14 protein-coding genes are annotated in these 18,983 nt (G+C 49.4%); 5 read left to right on the top strand and 9 right to left on the bottom strand.

Annotated features, from left to right (window positions below):
* The first annotated feature begins 85 nt into the window (after nt 1–85).
* From EV681_RS16080 to EV681_RS16060, 5 genes are read left to right on the top strand one after another with little or no spacing between them, the layout of a single operon-like run.
* Nucleotides 86–976 (top strand): branched-chain amino acid ABC transporter permease, encoded by an 891-nt coding sequence (locus EV681_RS16080; protein WP_130304571.1) that lies wholly within the window; start codon nt 86–88, stop codon nt 974–976.
* The gene (locus EV681_RS16075; RefSeq protein WP_130304570.1) at nt 976–1,854 is read left to right on the top strand and encodes a branched-chain amino acid ABC transporter permease; all 879 of its coding nucleotides are present in this window, start codon (nt 976–978) and stop codon (nt 1,852–1,854) included. The genes EV681_RS16080 and EV681_RS16075 overlap by 1 nt, the downstream gene beginning before the upstream one ends.
* Nucleotides 1,851–2,606, top strand: a complete 756-nt coding sequence (locus EV681_RS16070) for an ABC transporter ATP-binding protein (RefSeq protein ID WP_130304569.1) — start codon at nt 1,851–1,853, stop codon at nt 2,604–2,606. Before EV681_RS16075 ends, EV681_RS16070 begins: the two co-directional genes overlap by 4 nt.
* Nucleotides 2,606–3,304, top strand: a complete 699-nt coding sequence (locus tag EV681_RS16065) for an ABC transporter ATP-binding protein (RefSeq protein ID WP_130304568.1) — start codon at nt 2,606–2,608, stop codon at nt 3,302–3,304. The genes EV681_RS16070 and EV681_RS16065 overlap by 1 nt, the downstream gene beginning before the upstream one ends.
* Before the next feature lie 53 nt (nt 3,305–3,357).
* A complete protein-coding gene (locus EV681_RS16060; RefSeq protein ID WP_130304567.1) occupies nt 3,358–4,494 on the top strand; it encodes an ABC transporter substrate-binding protein in 1,137 nt (378 codons plus the stop codon).
* 865 nt (nt 4,495–5,359) lie between these two features.
* On the opposite strand, the gene EV681_RS16055 is transcribed toward EV681_RS16060, so the two are convergent.
* The 9 genes from EV681_RS16055 to EV681_RS16015 all read right to left on the bottom strand — a co-directional run bounded on the left by EV681_RS16055 (nt 5,360) and on the right by EV681_RS16015 (nt 18,000).
* A complete protein-coding gene (locus EV681_RS16055) occupies nt 5,360–7,489 on the bottom strand; it encodes a PQQ-dependent dehydrogenase, methanol/ethanol family (RefSeq protein WP_130304566.1) in 2,130 nt (709 codons plus the stop codon).
* 145 nt (nt 7,490–7,634) lie between these two features.
* A complete protein-coding gene (locus EV681_RS16050) occupies nt 7,635–9,119 on the bottom strand; it encodes an aldehyde dehydrogenase (protein ID WP_130304565.1) in 1,485 nt (494 codons plus the stop codon).
* Between the two features lie 453 nt (nt 9,120–9,572).
* Complete coding sequence (locus EV681_RS16045; protein ID WP_130304564.1) at nt 9,573–10,847, bottom strand: MFS transporter; 1,275 nt, start codon at nt 10,845–10,847, stop codon at nt 9,573–9,575.
* A 523-nt stretch (nt 10,848–11,370) separates the two neighbouring features.
* Nucleotides 11,371–12,126, bottom strand: coding sequence for an HpcH/HpaI aldolase family protein (locus EV681_RS16040; RefSeq protein WP_130304563.1), 756 nt, complete (start codon nt 12,124–12,126; stop codon nt 11,371–11,373).
* Nucleotides 12,127–12,185: 59 nt separating this feature from the next.
* Nucleotides 12,186–13,295 carry a zinc-dependent alcohol dehydrogenase gene (locus EV681_RS16035; protein WP_130304562.1) on the bottom strand — a complete coding sequence of 370 codons (1,110 nt, stop codon included), beginning with the start codon at nt 13,293–13,295 and terminating at the stop codon, nt 12,186–12,188.
* Between the two features lie 39 nt (nt 13,296–13,334).
* Nucleotides 13,335–13,652 carry a 2Fe-2S iron-sulfur cluster-binding protein gene (locus EV681_RS16030; protein ID WP_130304561.1) on the bottom strand — a complete coding sequence of 106 codons (318 nt, stop codon included), beginning with the start codon at nt 13,650–13,652 and terminating at the stop codon, nt 13,335–13,337.
* 87 nt (nt 13,653–13,739) lie between these two features.
* Nucleotides 13,740–14,990, bottom strand: a complete 1,251-nt coding sequence (locus tag EV681_RS16025; RefSeq protein WP_130304560.1) for a cytochrome P450 — start codon at nt 14,988–14,990, stop codon at nt 13,740–13,742.
* A 449-nt stretch (nt 14,991–15,439) separates the two neighbouring features.
* Nucleotides 15,440–16,579 carry an epoxide hydrolase family protein gene (locus tag EV681_RS16020; RefSeq protein WP_130304559.1) on the bottom strand — a complete coding sequence of 380 codons (1,140 nt, stop codon included), beginning with the start codon at nt 16,577–16,579 and terminating at the stop codon, nt 15,440–15,442.
* On the bottom strand, nt 16,576–18,000 hold the full coding sequence (locus tag EV681_RS16015; protein ID WP_130304558.1) for an FAD-dependent oxidoreductase: 1,425 nt from the start codon (nt 17,998–18,000) through the stop codon (nt 16,576–16,578). The genes EV681_RS16020 and EV681_RS16015 overlap by 4 nt, the downstream gene beginning before the upstream one ends.
* Between the last annotated feature and the right edge of the window lie 983 nt (nt 18,001–18,983).

Raw genomic sequence — 18,983 nt, 5'->3', positions numbered from 1 at the left:
CAAATACTACCACTACCGGAGGAATACAACATGAGTCAAGCAATGCAGTCGCAGTGCCTTGTTCGCTCGACGTCGAGCGCCTGACATGATCGTTCAGCAACTGCTCAATGGGATCACTACCGGTTCAGTCTATACACTGTTCGCACTCGGGTTCACAATTGTATTCGGAACGCAGCGGATCTTGAATCTCTCACATGGAGCTATCTTCATGGCAGGCGCCTTCATTGGCTATTACGCGACGCGCATTGGCCTGTCGTTCTTGCCAGCTGTGCTTTTAGCTATGGTGGGGTCAGCATTAATCGCCTGCCTGACTGACCTAGTCGCATTTCGAAGGCTCCGCGCCTCGGGGCAAATTGAATTTGGCGCGCTCATCTCCTCGATCGGTGTTGGCCTTATACTGACCAGCCTTGGTCAGTTGATCTCAAAGACAAAGGTATTAGTCTATCCGTTCGATCTGGTACCGAACGAATTTTTCCAACTGCTTGGCGTTCGGGTATCATTGCTTCAGATCGTGACCATCACCTCGGTCGTAGTGACTTTGGCACTCGTGTTTTTTGTCATTTATCGAACGAGCCTCGGTCGTCAGATTCGGGCCACTGCCGGTAACGAAAGAGCGGCAGTCCTGCTCGGTGTGAATCCAACCCGAGTTTACCTATTTGTGTTTGCTATATCGGGGGCACTGGCTGGGTATGCAGGAGTTCTCATCGGCCTGCTGTTCAATTCCGTGCACTTCATGATGGGTGATCCATATCTGTTAAAAGCATTCGTCATTGTGGTCCTTGGCGGCTTGGGCAGTTTGTATGGCGCGGTGGTTGCAGGCTTTCTGCTTGGTATTGTCCAGGCGTTCGCCATCGCCTACTTCACCGGCAGCCTCGCCGACATCATCTTCTATTCTTTGGTGTTCTTGATTCTGGTCGTCCGCCCCGGTGGATTGTTCGGAAACACCAACTCCGCTGTGAAAGTGGGGCGCGTTTGATGACTAACTTTTTTTCAATCTACGAAACCCAATTCCAGTTGTTCTTGATTGGAGTCGGATTTGCGTACAGCCAGCAGATCGTGCTGCGCGCAGGCTTATTCTCCATCGCAACCGCCGGTTTTGCCTCGATAGGAGCTTATGCCACAGCAATTACCGTTACGAATTATGGGGTTCACCCTACCCTAGCTATCGGAATCGCCGTCGCTTTTGGTGGTTTGGCTGGAGCGATGCTTTCCATTCCACTTGTGCGGCTTCGCGGTGTCTATCAGGCGATAGCGACGCTCGCTTTTGTTCAAGTCGTGATGGCCTTTGCGTTTTATGCCGAACCGCTGACAGGGGGTGCTCTGGGTATCAATAGGATTCCTCAGGTCGTTAAAACCTGGCATCTGCTACTTGCAGTCGGTGTCACAATCTATCTGACGTTCTCGATCGCCCACTCTGGTATAGGCCGTGCATTCAACGCAATCCGACAAAATGAAGTTGTCGCCGCGACGCTCGGCGTGTCCATTTTGCGATATCAGATAATCGCCTTTGTCATCAGCGGCCTTATGGGCGGTTTGTTCGGCGGATTGTTCGCTCTTCAGTCATACAGCGTGACGCCTGAGCATTTCGGCTTCGCGTTTCTCACCACCGTGCTTGCATATATCGTTTTGGGTGGGCGCAATTCCTTCCTCGGCCCGCTCGTAGGGTGCGCTATATTGTCAGCGCTTCCAGAGATCGCCCGCCCGTTATCGGAGTATAGGGTCTTACTGCAAGGCGCACTGATGATTATCGTTATGAACTATATGCCGATGGGAGTGGTCGACACTTTGCTGACCGTCGCTCGAAGAAGCCGAATGACTGACCACAATAACCACACCAAGGTTCCCGAGCTATGAATCTCGTACTTACAAATATTTCGAAGCGGTTCGGTGGCGTTGCGGCCGTTTCCGACGTTTCTATGACGGTTCAGCAAGGAATGATCACGGGCCTGATTGGACCGAATGGCGCAGGTAAAACCACCGTTGTCAATTTGATAACAGGCATCCTTGCTCTCAGTTCAGGGACGATCACCATTGGCGAAACTCACATCGGATCGGAATCGCCCCATCGTATTGCTGCCCGCGGCATATCCCGGACATTTCAAAACATCCAACTCCTCCCAGAGGCGACTGCGGTGGAGAACATTATGATCGGTTTCCACCGTCACGAACGCGCCACTCTGGTGGCTCAAATCATGGGATTCTCAACTAGTTGTCGCGAAACACGCGACTTGCGCGAACGGGCCCGCAACCTCATGACCATCTTTGAGATGGAAAACTTCGCCGAACGGCCCGCAGGCGGCCTGGCATACGGCCATCAGCGAAAGCTCGAAATAATGCGTGCGGTTGCAAGCGAACCTGCCGTATTAATCCTAGACGAACCGGTCGCCGGAATGAACGATGTCGAGGCATTTGAGATGGGACGCATCCTTCGGAAACTCGTGGAAGATGGCATGGCTCTACTGCTCATAGAGCACAATGTTCGGTTCGTCAGTAATCTATGCAATGCAGTCTATGTGCTTGACAGCGGAAGAATGATTGCTAGTGGGGCGCCGCATGACGTTATGGCGGATCCGGCGGTCCGTACAGCATATCTGGGGACCATGTAATGCTCAAAATAAATAAACTCTCCGCCGCTTACGACGGTATCAAAGCTCTTAAGGGTGTTTCTCTCAAAGTCCTGCCCGGCGAAATGGTCGCGTTGATCGGGCCAAATGGCGCCGGCAAGTCAACCCTGCTCAACTGCATATCGGGGACAGTCAGGCCGTCAGCTGGCTCAATCCTGTTCAAAAACTCAGAAATATCGAAGACGCCCGCTCACCGGATATCGCAATTAGGACTGCTACAGGTACCTGAGGGTCGTCAAATACTTGTTGACCTATCGGTCGAAGAAAATCTGCAGCTCGGCACACTAGCGCTTGGAAAAAGGATGCCGCGACACACTATCGATGATGTTTACGATCTCTTTCCGATCCTGGGAGAAAGACGCCTGCAACGATCTGGTGATCTCTCGGGTGGCCAGCAACAAATGCTCGCCATAGGTAGAGCGCTCGTCGCCAATCCAGGTCTGTTGTTGCTCGATGAACCTAGCTTGGGTTTGTCACCGCTCATCACCGACCTAGTATTCAATACTCTCAAACGTCTCAATGAGGCTGGGCTCGCGATTTTTGTAGTCGAACAGAATGCGTTGCGGGCGCTCACCTACACGCAAAGAGCATACATTCTAGAGCGCGGCCGCGTAGTCCTGGAAGGCTTAAGTTCCGATCTGCTAACAGATCCGCGCGTTGCCGAACATTACCTAGGGTAACGCGAAATTATCATCGGGAAGTGTAATCACGCACTTATAATGGAGGGAAAGACATGCAAGCTTCGAGGAAATACAATCATGCTCTGCGGGTAGGAGTACTGACTATACTGATTGGTGGTGCTTCTCAAGCGGCAGCAGAAAATTACAACATTGCTGTCGGCAAGAGCCTTACGGGCAATCTGGCATTTATCGGGGTACCCCAGGCTAATGCGATCCGAATGGTGGTTGATAAGCTCAATGCGGAAAAATTTCTGGGCGAACATACGCTATCAGTCACAATGGAAGACGATGCCAATGATCGCGGCCAAACGATCACTCTGCTGAACAAGGCCGCCGCCGATCCCAATACGCTAATTTATTTGGGCTCAATCTGGGGTGCTCACGCCGTCGCGGTTGCTCCGTTGCTGAACGATCTCAAGATCCCGATGTTTGGCACTGCACAGACGGCTGAGCCACTGAAATTGAGCGACTGGTATTTTAAGAGCACGACGTCGGCTCCAAAGTCGGTGACCACAATCGCAAAATACGCTGTTGAGAAGTCACAGATCAAGGATCTGGCCGTTGTATTTACTCGGGATGCTGAAAATACGGTTGTTGGCGCCGGAATTTTCCGAGATTATGCGAAGAGCCATGGAGTGAACATCGTTTCTGACGAGAGCATCCTTGGATCTGACTCAAATTTCTCCGCAATAGCCACAAAAATTGCTTCCACCAATCCAGACTCTATCTGGGTTGGGGCTTTCGGGGCCCAGGCTGCCAACCTAGTTGTTCAATTAAAACGGGCTGGCGTGCGTCCCGACCTCAAAATATTCACCACTGCTGGCCTAGGAACTGACTATCTGGAGGCTGGAGGATCGGCCGTAGATGGAACGTATTTTTGGGGCGATTTCAATGCGCAGAGTGCTGATCCAAGAATTGCTGCCTTTGTTCAGAACTACGAAGAAAAATACTCGAGCACGCCTGATACTTGGGCCGCGGTGGGCTACACAGAAGCTCTGCTTGCTGCTTATGCTATCAAGGCTTCGCTCCCCAATCCTACAAGAGAGAAAGTGCGGGGCGCCATCGTCGCCATGAAAGATGCACCGACTGTACTTGGCGCAGGGCCTTGGTCGTTGAATGCTGAACGGGTGCCGGTTTACGAACAAAGCATTGTCATGGTTAAGGACGGTAAGTTCATGGCTGCCCCCTGACTTTACCGCACCATCATGAGCAAAGTGGGGTCGCTGCTGTCGACAAAGCGGCTGACCTGCGGATCTACTGGCCATCGATGCACACCTATAACAAACATATCCCATTGATCAGTCATGAAGTTACGAGAAAGTGGCGAGTTACAAAAAATATCGCCAATATAGTGCCTGTTCTCGCGCCCAACGAGACCTAGTATATCAACGGTGTAAATTCTTCAGCGAAGCAGGGGACACGATGGAGTAGACTCTAGTCGTCAGGTAGTTTCGCATGTCTACAACAATATACTCATCACCAAGCAGTATAATAGCAAAGCCCGCCCCAACAACCCATCGTCGGGCTGCGGTGAATATCGGTTTACGGGACAGTCAAGCATGTCCGTAACCAGATCATGCGACTCGTCCATTGCTCGGAATTCTAAGTATATAGTCATCTCATTCTAGGCCCTCGTGCTTAAGGGCGACGCCAAGATGCGTCCGAGGGGACATCATGCATTTTGCCCTCAGTGATGACAACAAAACTGGGGGATTCGGCCGTCGTGATCCAAGCCCACAGCAGTTTTGTGGCACTATTGGTACGGCGAAACCTGGCCCGAGGAAGACTGAGAGACATAGGTCGAAGAAAAAGGAAGAACATAAACGGGATATGACTGAAATTAATTGAAGATCAGTCATATCCATACAACCAATTCAAAGCGCGCGGTAGCCAACCTCCTCTAAGCTCGATCAGCGGTGCAAGATATGGAGTCAAATTGTCCAATTCGAGAGGCTCAAGGTAGGTCCACCACACAAAAGTTGTTTACCCTACCGTACAGGTTTGATTTTCGTATGAGGCCAGCTCAAACTAACGTCCTATCATAGAAAAATCGCCTCAATTTCTGTTCGCACGGAGCTCGGCAGAGCGGCTGCGTAAATATTGCCGCAGGGCGTTCAGGTCCGCGTCTGAAAGTTCTTCAAAATTTGGCATACCGTTCGATCTAAGTAATCCATCACGCACTACTCTCTCGAATACATTATTAGATTGGACGATGCCTGAATATCTTAAGTCGGGTGCAGTGCCACCAGAAATGGCCTGAGGACCATGGCAAGTAAAACAGTAAGTATGATATACAGTTCCCCCCTGTGAACTGAGTGCTTCGTCCGATTTATAAGTGGGATCTGGCGATAATGGTCGGCGGCCAGAATCGCGCAAAGGTAGAGCAGGAAGGTTCACCTCACCATCAAGGGCAAAAGTAAGCACACGTCTACGTTGTGTGTGGTAGTCGATATCAGCATCGTTAAAGACACCGGCGGTTGAGCCTATACCGACAAGGACCGTTATATATTGCTTTGAGCCGACAAGATAAGTGATAGGCGCAGCAATAACGGCCGCCTGAGCTGGAAATTGCCACAATTGCTGACCACTGTCAGCTGCGTAGGCACTAAAAGTGCCGCCGATTTGCCCCTGGAAAACCAGATTCCCGCCAGTTGCCAATACACCACCATTCCACGAGCCGGGAGTCTTCACCTCCCAGGACGGCTTCTGTGTAATAGGATTCCATGCGATCAACGAACTCGTGTTGTGCAGCGGATCCTCCAAATCCGCCGTGATACTTACTCCAGTCTCGGTAATATTTCCAGGCGTTCGAACCCAATTTTCAATATCAATATCCTTATCGCTGTAGATGGCTCCATGCATTAGTTTTGGGATATAAGCGAGTCCAGTGTCGGGACTGAATGCCATTGGCATCCAGCTATGACCTCCCTTAAAACTCGGCCAGAGTTCAAAACTATTTCCATCAGGGAACCGTGCGCCTTCCACTTCCTCCGGCCGTCCAGTAACCAGATTGATCTTGTTTGCCCAAGTCACTTTTGTAAATTTCTCCGCAGAAATCAACTCTCCTGTTATACGGTCGATTACATAGAAAAATCCGTTTTTGGGTGCGGTGATGACAACTTTCCGTAACCGTCCGCCAATTTTCAACTCCGCAAGCGCCATATCCATAGTGGCATTGTAATCCCAGGTCTCCCCGGGATTGATTTGGTAATGCCATTTATACTCGCCAGATGAGGCATCGAGTGCGATAATCGAACTAAGGAACAGATTGTCGCCCCCACCAGGGCTGCGAATCTTCTGGTTCCATGGGCTACCGTTACCGGTCCCTACAAGTATAGTGTCTGTATCCTGATCGTAAGTGAAGGAGTTCCAGGCAGCCCCACCGCCGCCATATTTCCACCATTCCCCAGTCCAGGTCTTTGCCGCCATCTCCTGGGCTTTATCCTCAAATCCCTTTTCCGGGTTGCCAGGGACAAGAAAGAACCGCCACAGCTGATTACCCGTTTCAGCGTCATAGGTAGTAACATACCCACGAGCGTTTGAAGTATCAGCCCCCCCATGACCGATGATAATTTTACCGTCGAATACACGTGGCGCTCCAGTGATGTATCGTCCATCGCCAGGCTCAACCGTTAAGGTGCTCCACAGCATCTCTCCAGTTTTAGTATCCAGCGCTATCAGGCGTCCATCTTGTGTTCCTGTATATATTTTTCCATTCCAGTAGGCAATCCCACGAATTCCCCACGCAGCTCGCAGTTTTTTGCCCGCATACTTGGCAACTTTCGGGTCGTATTTCCACAAGAGAGCACCAGTCGCAGCATCGACCGCATGCACAATGCTCAACCCCATTGAGAAATAGAGAACACCATCGACTTCAATTGGTATAGTAGCCGGGTTTCCAACCCCGAGATCCATATACCAACTCAATCCGAGACGACGAACATTCCTGTCGTTGACTTGCCTAAGCGGACTAAAATGTTGCTCACCATAGGTTCTGCCATACGCAGGCCAATCGTCGCCATTACTGTGGTCTAAAAGAATACCTGATTTTCTGCCACTCTCGATTGATAAAGTTTTTTCAATTTTCGGCGTTGCCGCTACCAGATTACTTTGAGAGACAGTAACAGCGAGGACAAGTAAACTCGATGCAAAAATTATGGATGTTTTCCTGGATTGTGTTTTCATATAAGTATTTTTGGCTCTTCGCCCAATGTTGTCGGTTTAATAATTCTTGTGATATCACGAACTATGCTGTGACATCTCATTCGTTAATTTGGAAGAAAGGGCCGATGGAATTCGCCCTTTGCGCGCCCATACTTTCTAGAAAAGATTAGTCGTCCGTTGGTTTCTCATCGAGTATAATAGTCTTAGTTTCGAGAAATGGACTAAGCCCCTCCGTTCCGCCTTCGCGTCCTATGCCTGATTGCTTAAATCCGCCAAACGCAATCGAGAAATCGGTACGAAATGAATTGTGACCCACAGTTCCCGATTTTAGCGTGCGAGCGAATTCCTTAGCTTTATGCACATCATCGGTGAATACAGAGGCATTTAACCCGAACACAGTGTCATTAGCTATCTCAATCGCATTCATCTCATCCTTTACGGGAATCACACATACAACGGGTCCAAATATCTCTTCGCGAGCAACAATCATATTATTATCCACATCACCAAATACTGTCGGTTCAATGAAATAGCCTCGATCCAGGTAGGTAGGGCGTGTGCCTCCCTGGACCAATTTTGCGCCTTCATCTATACCTTTTCTTATATAACTTTCTACCCGATTGCGCTGCAGATCTGTAGCTAGCGGACCCATATCCGTTGTAGCATCGAAGGGATCGCCAACTTTGATTTCTCCGAATGCTGCGCAAAGGGCATCGACAAACTCGTCATGACGGTGCCGCGAGACGATTAACCTCGTAAGCGAGGAGCAAACCTGACCGCTCAATAGCCTCGCTGACATTGAGATGGAGCGAGCCGCCTTTTCGAGGTCGTAATCATCGAGAATAATTGCAGGGGATTTTCCACCAAGTTCGAGCGTGCAACGAGCCACGCGCTCAGCACAGATTGAGCCTATTCTTTTTCCTGCCTCACTTGAACCGGTGAACGTAATCTTATCAACGTCTGGGTGACGGACGAGCAATTCCGAAACCTCACGATCCGCAGCGACAACATTAATAACGCCCTTAGGCAGACCCACCTTTTCTGCTATTTCGGCCAAAATCCAGCCGCTGCCTGGAGACTCGAATGAAGTTTTGATGACGACTGTACATCCAGCAAGCAATGCTGGTGCAACTTTCCATGCAATCAGGCCGAGCGCTCCGTTCCAAGCCACAATGGCGCCAACCACGCCAACAGGCTCACGCACTAAAAGACCAAATTCTCCTCCAGCTTGTGGGGCGTGCTTTTCTTCAAAGGAGTAGGTATGAGCAAGATTCGCATAATAATCGAAAACTCCGGCGATTTGAGGTGTAATCGCTTGCGCGACATGGTTGGTAACGCCCACCTCCAACGTCCAGAGGTTAGCAAGCTCATGTGCCCTTTTGGACATTTCCGAAGATATTGCTCGCAGATAATCCGCTCGTTCAGCATGGCTCATACGAGGCCAAGGGCCGTAGTCAAACGCTTCCCGAGCTGCGCCCACGGCACGGTCAATATCGTCCGGCTGGGCCTTGGAAAATCTCATAAACAGTTCTTCGGTAGAGGGATTTATCACATCGAACGACGAGTTACCAACGGAGTTGACCCATTTACCTCCAATAAAAAAACGGTCGGGATGGCGGATATTGGGCTGTTCAGGTGAGATCAGAGACATAAAAGAAAACCTTCCTATGAAAGTAAGTAAACCAACAATCAGCTGTCGTATGCTAGGCTTAAGCAAAATATATGCCAAATCGATATATAGGTTTAAACCGGACAAGCATGTATTAATCTCATTCGCAGAAGCGAAGATATGCATTTCGTCCTGTACATTGCTTTTTAGGCCCAATTTGTAAAAATGTCCCTGATGAGAACATTTTTTTCATTCGATGTAGGCATAAAGGACAGCAAAGCTATCTTCGGGCTATGACTCTCGAATTCATCCTATGATTTATTATCAAATCCGGTGTTCACAAGTTTGATCACGCAGCGCACTGCTTGGCTATGTGCCCCCTCGATTCCACCATTGAGCCAGATTCCGATAGCGACCTTGGCCAACTACCTGTGTGGTGTCTGATGTCTCAACGATATTTCGAAAGCGCTCAAGAATTAGCAGTGACGAGGGAAATCATTGCTCGGCTCTCTTCAGGTTAATTTCACTTTTGGAAAAAACTTCGGCGCTAAGGCTAGGCTCAATTTTCTCTATTAGAAGAATCATTAATCCGCCCGCTAAATAGCAAGCTCCCGCCAACATCATAGTAATCGCGTGATCACTGAATACATCATGGATAGTCGCGAAAGCGACACCACCCAATGCTATTGCACCATAAATCGCAGCCCCCAGAAGACTGTATACACGTGCAAAAACCTCAATGGGATAATACCGAGCAACTAAGTAAGCAGCAAAGTCAGCCTCGGCGCCTTGCGCAAAACCAATCAGCACCCCAGAGAGAGCTGCTATTGGCCCCACCCAATCCCAATGGGGCTGCAGAAAATGAACTAAAGTTACCCCCAATATAGGGATTAGAAAGAAAAAACACACCACCCCTGGAGGCCATAGTTTGTCGAGTAGAAAACCAGCAGCAACTCTGCCCAAAGCTATCGACAGCGCAAAGGCGGAAGCAGCAGCTGTTGCCATTTGTATATTTATCCCCTTATCGGTGAGAATTGGCACGAGATGATACATAAAACCACCAACCGGAAAACTTACCAGAGAAAAGCAAACGAAAATCAACCAGAAACGTGGGCTACGAAGAGCGAGACTAAAACCAGGCGTACTCCCTATTTTTTTTGGGGAAATTTCGTCAATATTTATTTCCTGCGTCCGCTCTCTGAACCACAATAAAACTGTGGGTAATCCTAAAAACAGAATCATTAGTGAAAGCACAAAGAAACCTGCCCGCCAACCCCAATCGTCGATAACACCGCTAAGAACAGGCAAAACAATGGCAGAGATAATAGAAATACCACTAAATGTTAGGCCAAACGCTAAGCCCTTGCTTTGATCGAACCATGTGGCCACTCCTCTAACCCATGTCATAGCCCCGCTAGCGGACGCCAATGCTCCCAAAACTATCACTAAGCAATAAAACAGGAATTTGTCCGGCGGGACGAAACAAAAGCCTACACACCCGAGCATTAAGGAGACTAGGCCAAAGGTTCCGACGACCCTGGGGCCCCATCGGTCAACCAAATAGCCAGTTAGCGGCAAAACTAAAGCACTCACTACCCCCATTATCGGGAGAATGCTTAGTGCAGTTCTGGACCATCCAAATTCTTCCTGCATAGGCTTGACAAAGAGGCCGGCTGTCATCATTAACAAACCATATCCCGTGCCCATACCCAGAGCTCCACTTAACACGACTTTCCAACCCATGCGCCATTCGGACTTAGGATATTCCATCAGTATCTGCTCCTTTACTTTCAGTTACGCCACCTGAAATATCGCGTTTACCGATGAAAGTAAACGCCGATAATATACTCTTGCTCTGTGCGGTCTCAGCTATCAACTGGGATAAGACACATGTTGAATTTTTGTAGGCTGCAAAAACATTTGATTAATAGCCATATGAAAAGCCTGACGCGCGCTCCGCGCAAAAGTCTCAGTTTGACGATCGACTACTAGACATCGAATCACACTAATTTACCAAAGTCCCTGTCTGCCTAAATGGCAGAAAAACCGCAGGAAATCATGGCGTTCACCCAAAACTCAAGCATTTGAATATACGGTTTCTCACCTTACATCCGATGCACAAGGAATTTTTACATTATGATGTCTTGGCAACAATCAAAACCATCGTTAAAAAAAGGAGCCTAGCTACTGGCAAAGACAACAAAAGAAGTCTGCCGGCTATTTCAAAGTGAAACCCTCGCCAGGGAAGATCGCGTATATATCATTGGCGACCGAAATTAGTCTCAGATTAATATTATTGCTTGTACTGCTGAACAATTGCCTTTCCGGCGTTCAATAACATTTGTATGTCCATTTCGGCGATAAGGATATCCGCATCATCGAATCCCCAACCTCGTGGTGCTAAAGTGTACTTACCTGCCTCTTTCGCTGCATCTTTCACTCGTTGCCAAGAATCCATAAGTCGATCACCGTCCTTTGTAAAATTCAGGCCCATTTCAGCCGCGAGATCGCCTGGGCCAAAAAACACCACATCGATACCATTCACAGCGACTATTTCTTTAATATTTTCTACGGCTCGAGCAGACTCAATCAATGGGATCACTAGAACATTTTGATTCGATGCTTTAACATGATCAGGCCAGCTATCCAATTGGTAGCCGCCGGCGTAACATGCGTTGCACATACCCCTCTTACCAACGGGTGAATACAGGCTCGCCGCTAGAGCTCGTTGCGCATCGTGTGCAGTTTCAAGGTGTGGAATGATTACTCCTTGGGCTCCGGAGTCAAGCATGGCCTGAATGAGAGTTTGAGAATTTTCAAGTATTCGCACGAGCGGAATGATACCTCTTGCAGCCGCTGCACGAGAGTGAGTCTCAACGTCGACTCTCCCCATTTTTCCGTGCTCACCGTCAAGTACTACATAATCGAAGCCGGCGTCCGCTAGGGCTTCTGTCGACGCGGGATCCATACACGAAACAAAAACACCCAAAGGCCTTTCATTTCGTTCGAACATCTCAAAAAATTTTGATTTAGCATTCACTCGGTTCATAGAATTTTACCTCACTCGTTCTCACGAAAGTTTAGAATACGCATGTTTGAAAATGACATTCAATGCTGTGGATTTAGCGCCACTTTGATAGGTCGCTCTTCTGTTTGGTATGCTGCGGCCTCCAACGCGATCTGAGCTTGTCCCAAAGGATAAATATGCGTAATCCAACTACCAATATCTATTCCTTTCTCCAACAGCTTTTCTGCCATAGCGAGCCCTGCCTCGACTGTGTAGGGATGCGATGCGTAGCTAAGGATACGAATTTCTCTAGCAAGAAGATCCAACCAATTCATCGACTGTGCAGACGGAAACGGTAGCGCCACATTAACAAACGTGCCCATCTTTCTGACCACGGCAAATCCCAAGAGTTTCGCGTCTTGGACTCCCGCCAGGTCAATGACTACATCAGCTTGGCCGGCCTCCTGTAGCACGCGAGCTGCCAAGCCTTCAGGGCCATCTGGCAAGACATAGAACGTGTTATGCACACCAAATTTCATTGCTAGTTCGAGCCGCGAAGCGTCATCGCGTAGTCCGACCATGCTGACTTTGGCCCCCAAAGAGAGCGCAACCAAAGCACAGGCGAGACCTTGAGGGCCAGGGCCCACAATTAATACGTGATCTCCATCACCCACGCCCGACTCTTCAACCCAACGGATCCCATTTGCGAGCACAGAACAGCCGATCAGCGCTGTGGAATCATGCAGAGTATCGGGAATTTTGTAGACCAAAGCTTGTTTTGGCACAAACGCGTGTGTTGAATAGCCACCCCATAAGAATGGAGGAGATTTGCTTGTCGTCGCGCCATACCCGGAAATAATTCCATGGACATCACATAGATAATATTGCCTCCGAAGACAGCTCGAGCACTGATTGCATGGCCACTTTGCTTCAAGCGCTACCCTGTCGCCAACCTCAAGTTTTCGCTGTCGTCGAGCCCTGTCCCCTATCTCTTCAACCGTTCCGACGATCTCATCTCCAAAAATAAGAGGTGCCATGTCATTGACCCACTGTAGCTCCCCACGGAACATATGAAGCTCCGACCCATCCACTCCGCAAAGCGATATCTTTAAAAGGAGGTCATCCTCTCCTATTGCGGGACGATGAATCTCTCTTGCTTCGAAGGTGTAAGGTGCAACAAATTCAATGTATTTAGCTGTTTTTTCAGTCATCAAGTAGTTATCTCCAAACTGTGTGTCTTTGGGTTACGCCTATTCTGCGGGTGCTATCATCACCTCGATGCCATTCGTTTCTTTACTCAACTCTATTTGACAAGCCAGGCGACTTTCAGGCCGGTAACTTTCAAGAGCTTCGAGCATCTCGATTTCGGCAGCAGACGCAGCGGGCACCAGATCGACCCATTTCGGGTCAACGTATACGTGACATGTACCGCAGGACATCGCGCCGCCACATTCGCCCAGAATCCCGCCCACGTCGTTACGCACTGCACTGAACATCAACGAGTTATCTTCTTCAGCCTCGATTTCTTGGATTTCACCATTTTCAAGATGAAATATTGCTTTCACCATTTCTAATTCTCCAAACATTTAAAGAGTGAACCGTTACCATTCGCATAAATATTATTTTCTTCACAGTTATTATCGGAATCAGAAACTTCACTGATTCAGGTTTACTTCTAATTTAGTGACACCGGAGACCTGATGATCTATGACCCAATGAGGCCTTTTATCATTTGCGAAATCCATGTTAGGGAAGGCCTCAAATATTTTTGAGAATAATGTCTTGAGTTCAAGTCTGACAAGAGCACGTCCCAGGCAAGCGTGGATTCCTTCACCCAAAGCCAGGTGTTCATTCGAGGTGCGGGTGATATCGAACTTATGTGGATTATCAAATTTTCTTTCATCCTTGTTGCCGGAAGCCGGATAAATGAAAACCCAATCCAATGGCTTAATGACCTTACCATGAAGTCTATAGGGTGCTTTTGCTACTCTTAGCCGACCCCGGGCTGGCGTAACCCATCTAAGCACCTCTTCGACGGCTCCACCAGCTAGATCAGGCTGCTCAATGAGCAATTGTTTCTGATCAGGATTTGCAAGAAAAGTCCACATGCCTGCACCGATAGCATTTCTTGTAGTTTCAAGCCCCCCCAAAATTAGCACAAGAAACCACGTAGCAATTTCGTGCTCATCGAGCGACGTACCATCTACCACCATTTTGCTAATAACAGTCGCCATGTCGTCGCGAGGATTGGCAAGCCTGTCCCTAGCCATTTGATAACCATACTTACCTATACTTTCAAGGCCGATATACGACGCTTCAGCATGGGTTTTTCCTGGGATAGTACCTTTGGGATCGGCCGGAGAAAAAGCTTGGTATGCATATTTTTCAAGCATCGGCCAATCCTCTTCCGGAATCCCAAGCATTGCAAATACGATATCCATCGGGAGTTTAGCTGCAAACGTATTGACTATATCGATCGATTTCTTTGTCTTTAGCTCTTCGATTAACTCGTCAACAATTTTTTCGACATCATTCTTCAGCTTATTGATAGCCGGCACACTGAAATGCTTATTCATAGGTTGGCGCAAAACCGTATGGAAAGGGGGATCCAGCATAGCAATATTCACATCCCACATAAGAGCTCTTCTCTGTAGAGTCGTCAGTCGTTTTCCCGATCTAGGAATTCGACTGTCTACAGAATTGCTGAAAGTCATCGAATCAGCCATTATCGCTTTTACGTCATCATAACGTGTGACCACCCAGAAATTACGCCCGTAGTTCTCAGGCTCTGCCCAATATAACGGCTCTTCGTCGCGTAGCTGTTTGAATACCTCATGAAACTCCCCAGACGGCCACCATTCAGGGTTTACGAGATTGTTATCAATATAGCTTTTATCGAATGACATCGGTCTTCTCCTAATTTCAACAAATATCCTGCCAACATTGTTGATCGCCTTCTGTGTTATATACAATCGGTCAATCTATAAATATTGGATCAATCTTTTCAAACCACCCAGAGCAGGATCTCTGATTGATTCGCTGCATTCCTATCCTAATAGACAGACTAAAAGCAAACATCGTGCCATTTATAGTCATGCCGACTTGGTCCTGTTAATAAGCGCTTACAAAGTGTGATCTTCTCAAACGCCGCACCTAGTGTGTACTGCGTACGCACAGCAGCCTAAGACAATGTCTTTTTTAACTACAGCATTCAATTTATTCTGGAACCCCAAAGGTTCAGAAGGCTGATCCTCGAGTGCTACGCCGACACCCCACATGGCGAGCGATTTCAACGATGTATGTACAGAACGTGACGATTCTGCCTGCCACGGTGCTCACTTACCCTCGTATAGTCTTAAGCGAGTTCTCGGAAAAACGCCCGGATATCCGTGACAAAACATTCTGGCTGCTCGAGAGCTGGAAAATGACCTCCGCGTGCGAACTCCGTCCACCGGACAACACGGTACAAACGCTCGGCCTGTCGTCGCGAGACTCGGTAAGGCTCCTTCGGGAACACAGCGACTCCGGTTGGCACGTCGACATACTTGCTTACTGGGCTCGCAGATCCCGCGAGCACAGATTCCCGGTACAACCGCATCGACGATCCGGCTGTTCCAGTCAGCCAGTAAGCAGTGATGTTGCCGAGGATTTCCTCACGGGTTAACGCAGATTCCAATTGGCCACCACAATCGGTCCATGCATGGAACTTCTCGACGATCCAGCCAGCGAGCCCGGCTGGGGAGTCGGTGAGCCCGAATGCCAGGCTTTGCGGTTTCGTTGCCTGGATGGCAATATAGCCGGTCTCCGTCGCGACGTATTGTCTGAACTCTTCGGCGAGCAGCGTCTCCTCAGGAGTCGAGTCATCGTCTGCACCCGTCGGCGGTACCGTCACCAGCGTCAGGTATAGGCCGGATATCCGCTCCGGTGTAGCCAATGCCATTCGCGAAGCCACTAGTGACCCCCAATCTCCACCCATAAGGCCGTAGGTGCCGTAACCAAGGTGCTCCATCACCACAGTCATCGCATTCGCTATGCGACTGACATCCCAGCCTGGCTGCGTGATGGGTCCGCTCCATGCGTATCCTGGCAACGACGGAACCACCACATGGAATGCGTCCGCAGGATCGCCCCCGTAGGCAGCAGGATCAGTAAGCCTCGCTACGACCTTCCCAAATTCCAATACTGAACTCGGCCATCCATGCAACAGCATCAGCGGCCGAGCATCGGACACCGGCGAACGGGCGTGCAGAAAATGGATTCGCTGTCCATCAACGGTCGTTGTGAACTGGGGCCATCGGTTGAGATTCGCCTCCGTGCGGCGCCAGTCATACTCAGTTTCCCAGTAAGTGCATAGGTCACGCAAATAGCTGATATCAGTTCCGCTCGACCACCCCTCTCCGTCGATGGGCTGTGGCCACCGAGTTAGCGATAGCCGTCGCCTAAGATCATCGAGCTCGCGCTGATCGACGTTAACTACGAATGATTCAACTTTCATGGTGCAACCAACGGTCCGTTATCTTCGCGGGTCAGGTTGCCCAAGCGATCCCAATTCTCCTGCACCTTGACACGAACTTCCTCCTCGGACATCCATTCCGGCCCACGAACCATACTAATTGTCTCCGTCAGCTTGAGCTGCACATCGAGATCCTCAGTGGCCAAGGCCACCACGCGATTGACGTACTCCTGTTCTTGCGACTTCTCCGATTCCTGTCGCAGTCCGTCAACTTCGACGCCTGGAATTTGCAAGTCGGAGCCAGTCGAGAAGGCCCAGCAGGCCTGAATCACGGATGTATTGAGCTGCTTTTGGAAATGCTCTGCAAAGCCAGTCAGATCCTCTGCTCCACTGCTGAACCATGTTCGCAATTCTTCCCGGAGCAACCCAGCACCCATTGCCGCCGAACTCATTCCCTGACCGTAAACGGGATTGAACGCCGCAGTCGCGTCGCCAAGCACGATAAACCGCTCAGGTCGTGACTGCAGGCCGGCGAAGTCACGTAACCGGTTGGTCGTATTGCGCCACGCTACCGGAGGCTTTACCATCTCTCCTTTGTCAAGTAGCTCCAAAAACTCAGTCCTGCCGAAGCTACCGAGAAAGTCTCGGAAACCCTCCTCGTCATAGGGGGGATAGTCTCCCGCGCACCCCTGTGCAGTCAACACCCAAACATTGTCCTCCTGCGCCCACATGCCAGCGCCCCGCGTCGCTCTTACGTCGTTGCCGGTAACCGTTGGATTAATGTAGAGCGCATCATAGGGAGGCGACCACTCTGGACCTGGCCGGACATAGGCGGTAGTGTAACCCCACTTAGCATTGATGGTCGTCTCAACCGGCCGAGGATAGCCGAGTGAGGCCAGCCAATCGGGAGCAACGGACGGACGACCACTCGTATCAACGATAAGATCGGCATCGATGGTTCGCTTAATCTTGGCTGAATCGATCACCTCGACTCCGGTCACTATGCCACCGTGCGCCACGAGCCCACTGACCGCAGTCCGATCCAACACCTCAACATTGACAATCTCACGAATTCGGTTACGCAGCGTCCACTCTAGGAACTGCCGCGTAAGCAGAAGGCTTCGCAAGTTGGAGGGTTGATTTCGAAAAAATCCGAACTTTGAACAGTACCAAAGTGTATTGGCAGTGTCGATGAGTGGCACTCCGCTGTCGATGGCCTGTTGCGTTAACCCCGGGAACAAACCCTCCATCGCTTTCCTACCACCTACAGCAAGCGCATGAAACTGATATGCGTGCGGGGCGCCTTTGCGTGATTTACGAGTAGCGGGCAACTCGTCGCGATCGATAACCAACACCCGATCAAACTGTTCGTGCAAGGCCGCAGCTGCGGAGCAGCCCGCGATGCTGCCTCCGATTACTACCGCCGTACCAAGAGATGAACGATTTTCTTGGACAGAATTCATATTAGCTTTGCTCCTCTTGAAGATATGCCTTATGGCACACCCTCTCAAGCAAAAATCATGCCATGCTTTGGCTAAGAAGTTTTCGACTCTGGGAGAGCCACTAACCTGCGTAGATGTCTTTACCAAAGACATCTATTGAAAATTCTGCTTTCACAAGCTACAGCTCCAAGATAAAAAGGAGTTTGATATAACGAATAGAACATAAAAAGCAGTGAACCTAAATCTGGTTTGCCACGGGTATACCGAAACCAGCGTCAGACTACTTTTTTAATCTTCCAACGCTTTAAAAGGGCTATACGATGGAATTGATTGTCTGCGTTAACGTTAAGACGAGCTACCGATTCCGCCAATTATTATTTCTCATCAACATATACCCTATCGCAACGAAAAGACAAATAATAAATCTTCAGACTCCTCCCTTTTGGTTACTCCATCCTTAGCCTCGAATACTATAGTCCACGACAGGGTGCACTTACTCAAACCACCGCCTATGCAGGCCCACAAGAATTTCTTCAAAGTGGCATTTGACTTTTTTCCATCACACACTGTTTCTTAAGACACTGGAATTCAATATGCTTATCAAGCCCTACCTACCAAACATGGCAAAAGGTAAATCAATTCTCGTAATTTACAAGCCGAGAAACGCCCTTGGCCCGACGATGACTCGTAGCAAGTGTAGGATATGTAACTCATCCTTAGGGCCACAATAAGTACATCGTCCAACTGGTCAACCTCTACCCCAATGGCTTATCGCGGACTCAGCCTTCGATATCCGTTAGATAAAGGGCCAGTACCCGTGGTATCTCGTGCAGATAAATGTTGGCAGATTGTGGATACGTCTGAAACCCAACCTACATAGTCCGGCTTCGATGGCGTTCCGGATGGCAGCATAGGTTTCTCGTTTCACAGGTTTAACGTGCGGCAGGCGAATTTTAGGTACGTACCGCAACATTTCGATGAAGTTGATCTCGTCATCTGTCTGC

It is taken from the genome of Advenella incenata, from assembly GCF_004217095.1.
Taxonomy (GTDB): domain Bacteria; phylum Pseudomonadota; class Gammaproteobacteria; order Burkholderiales; family Burkholderiaceae_B; genus Advenella; species Advenella incenata.
This window is presented reverse-complemented; position numbering and strand designations above follow the sequence as displayed.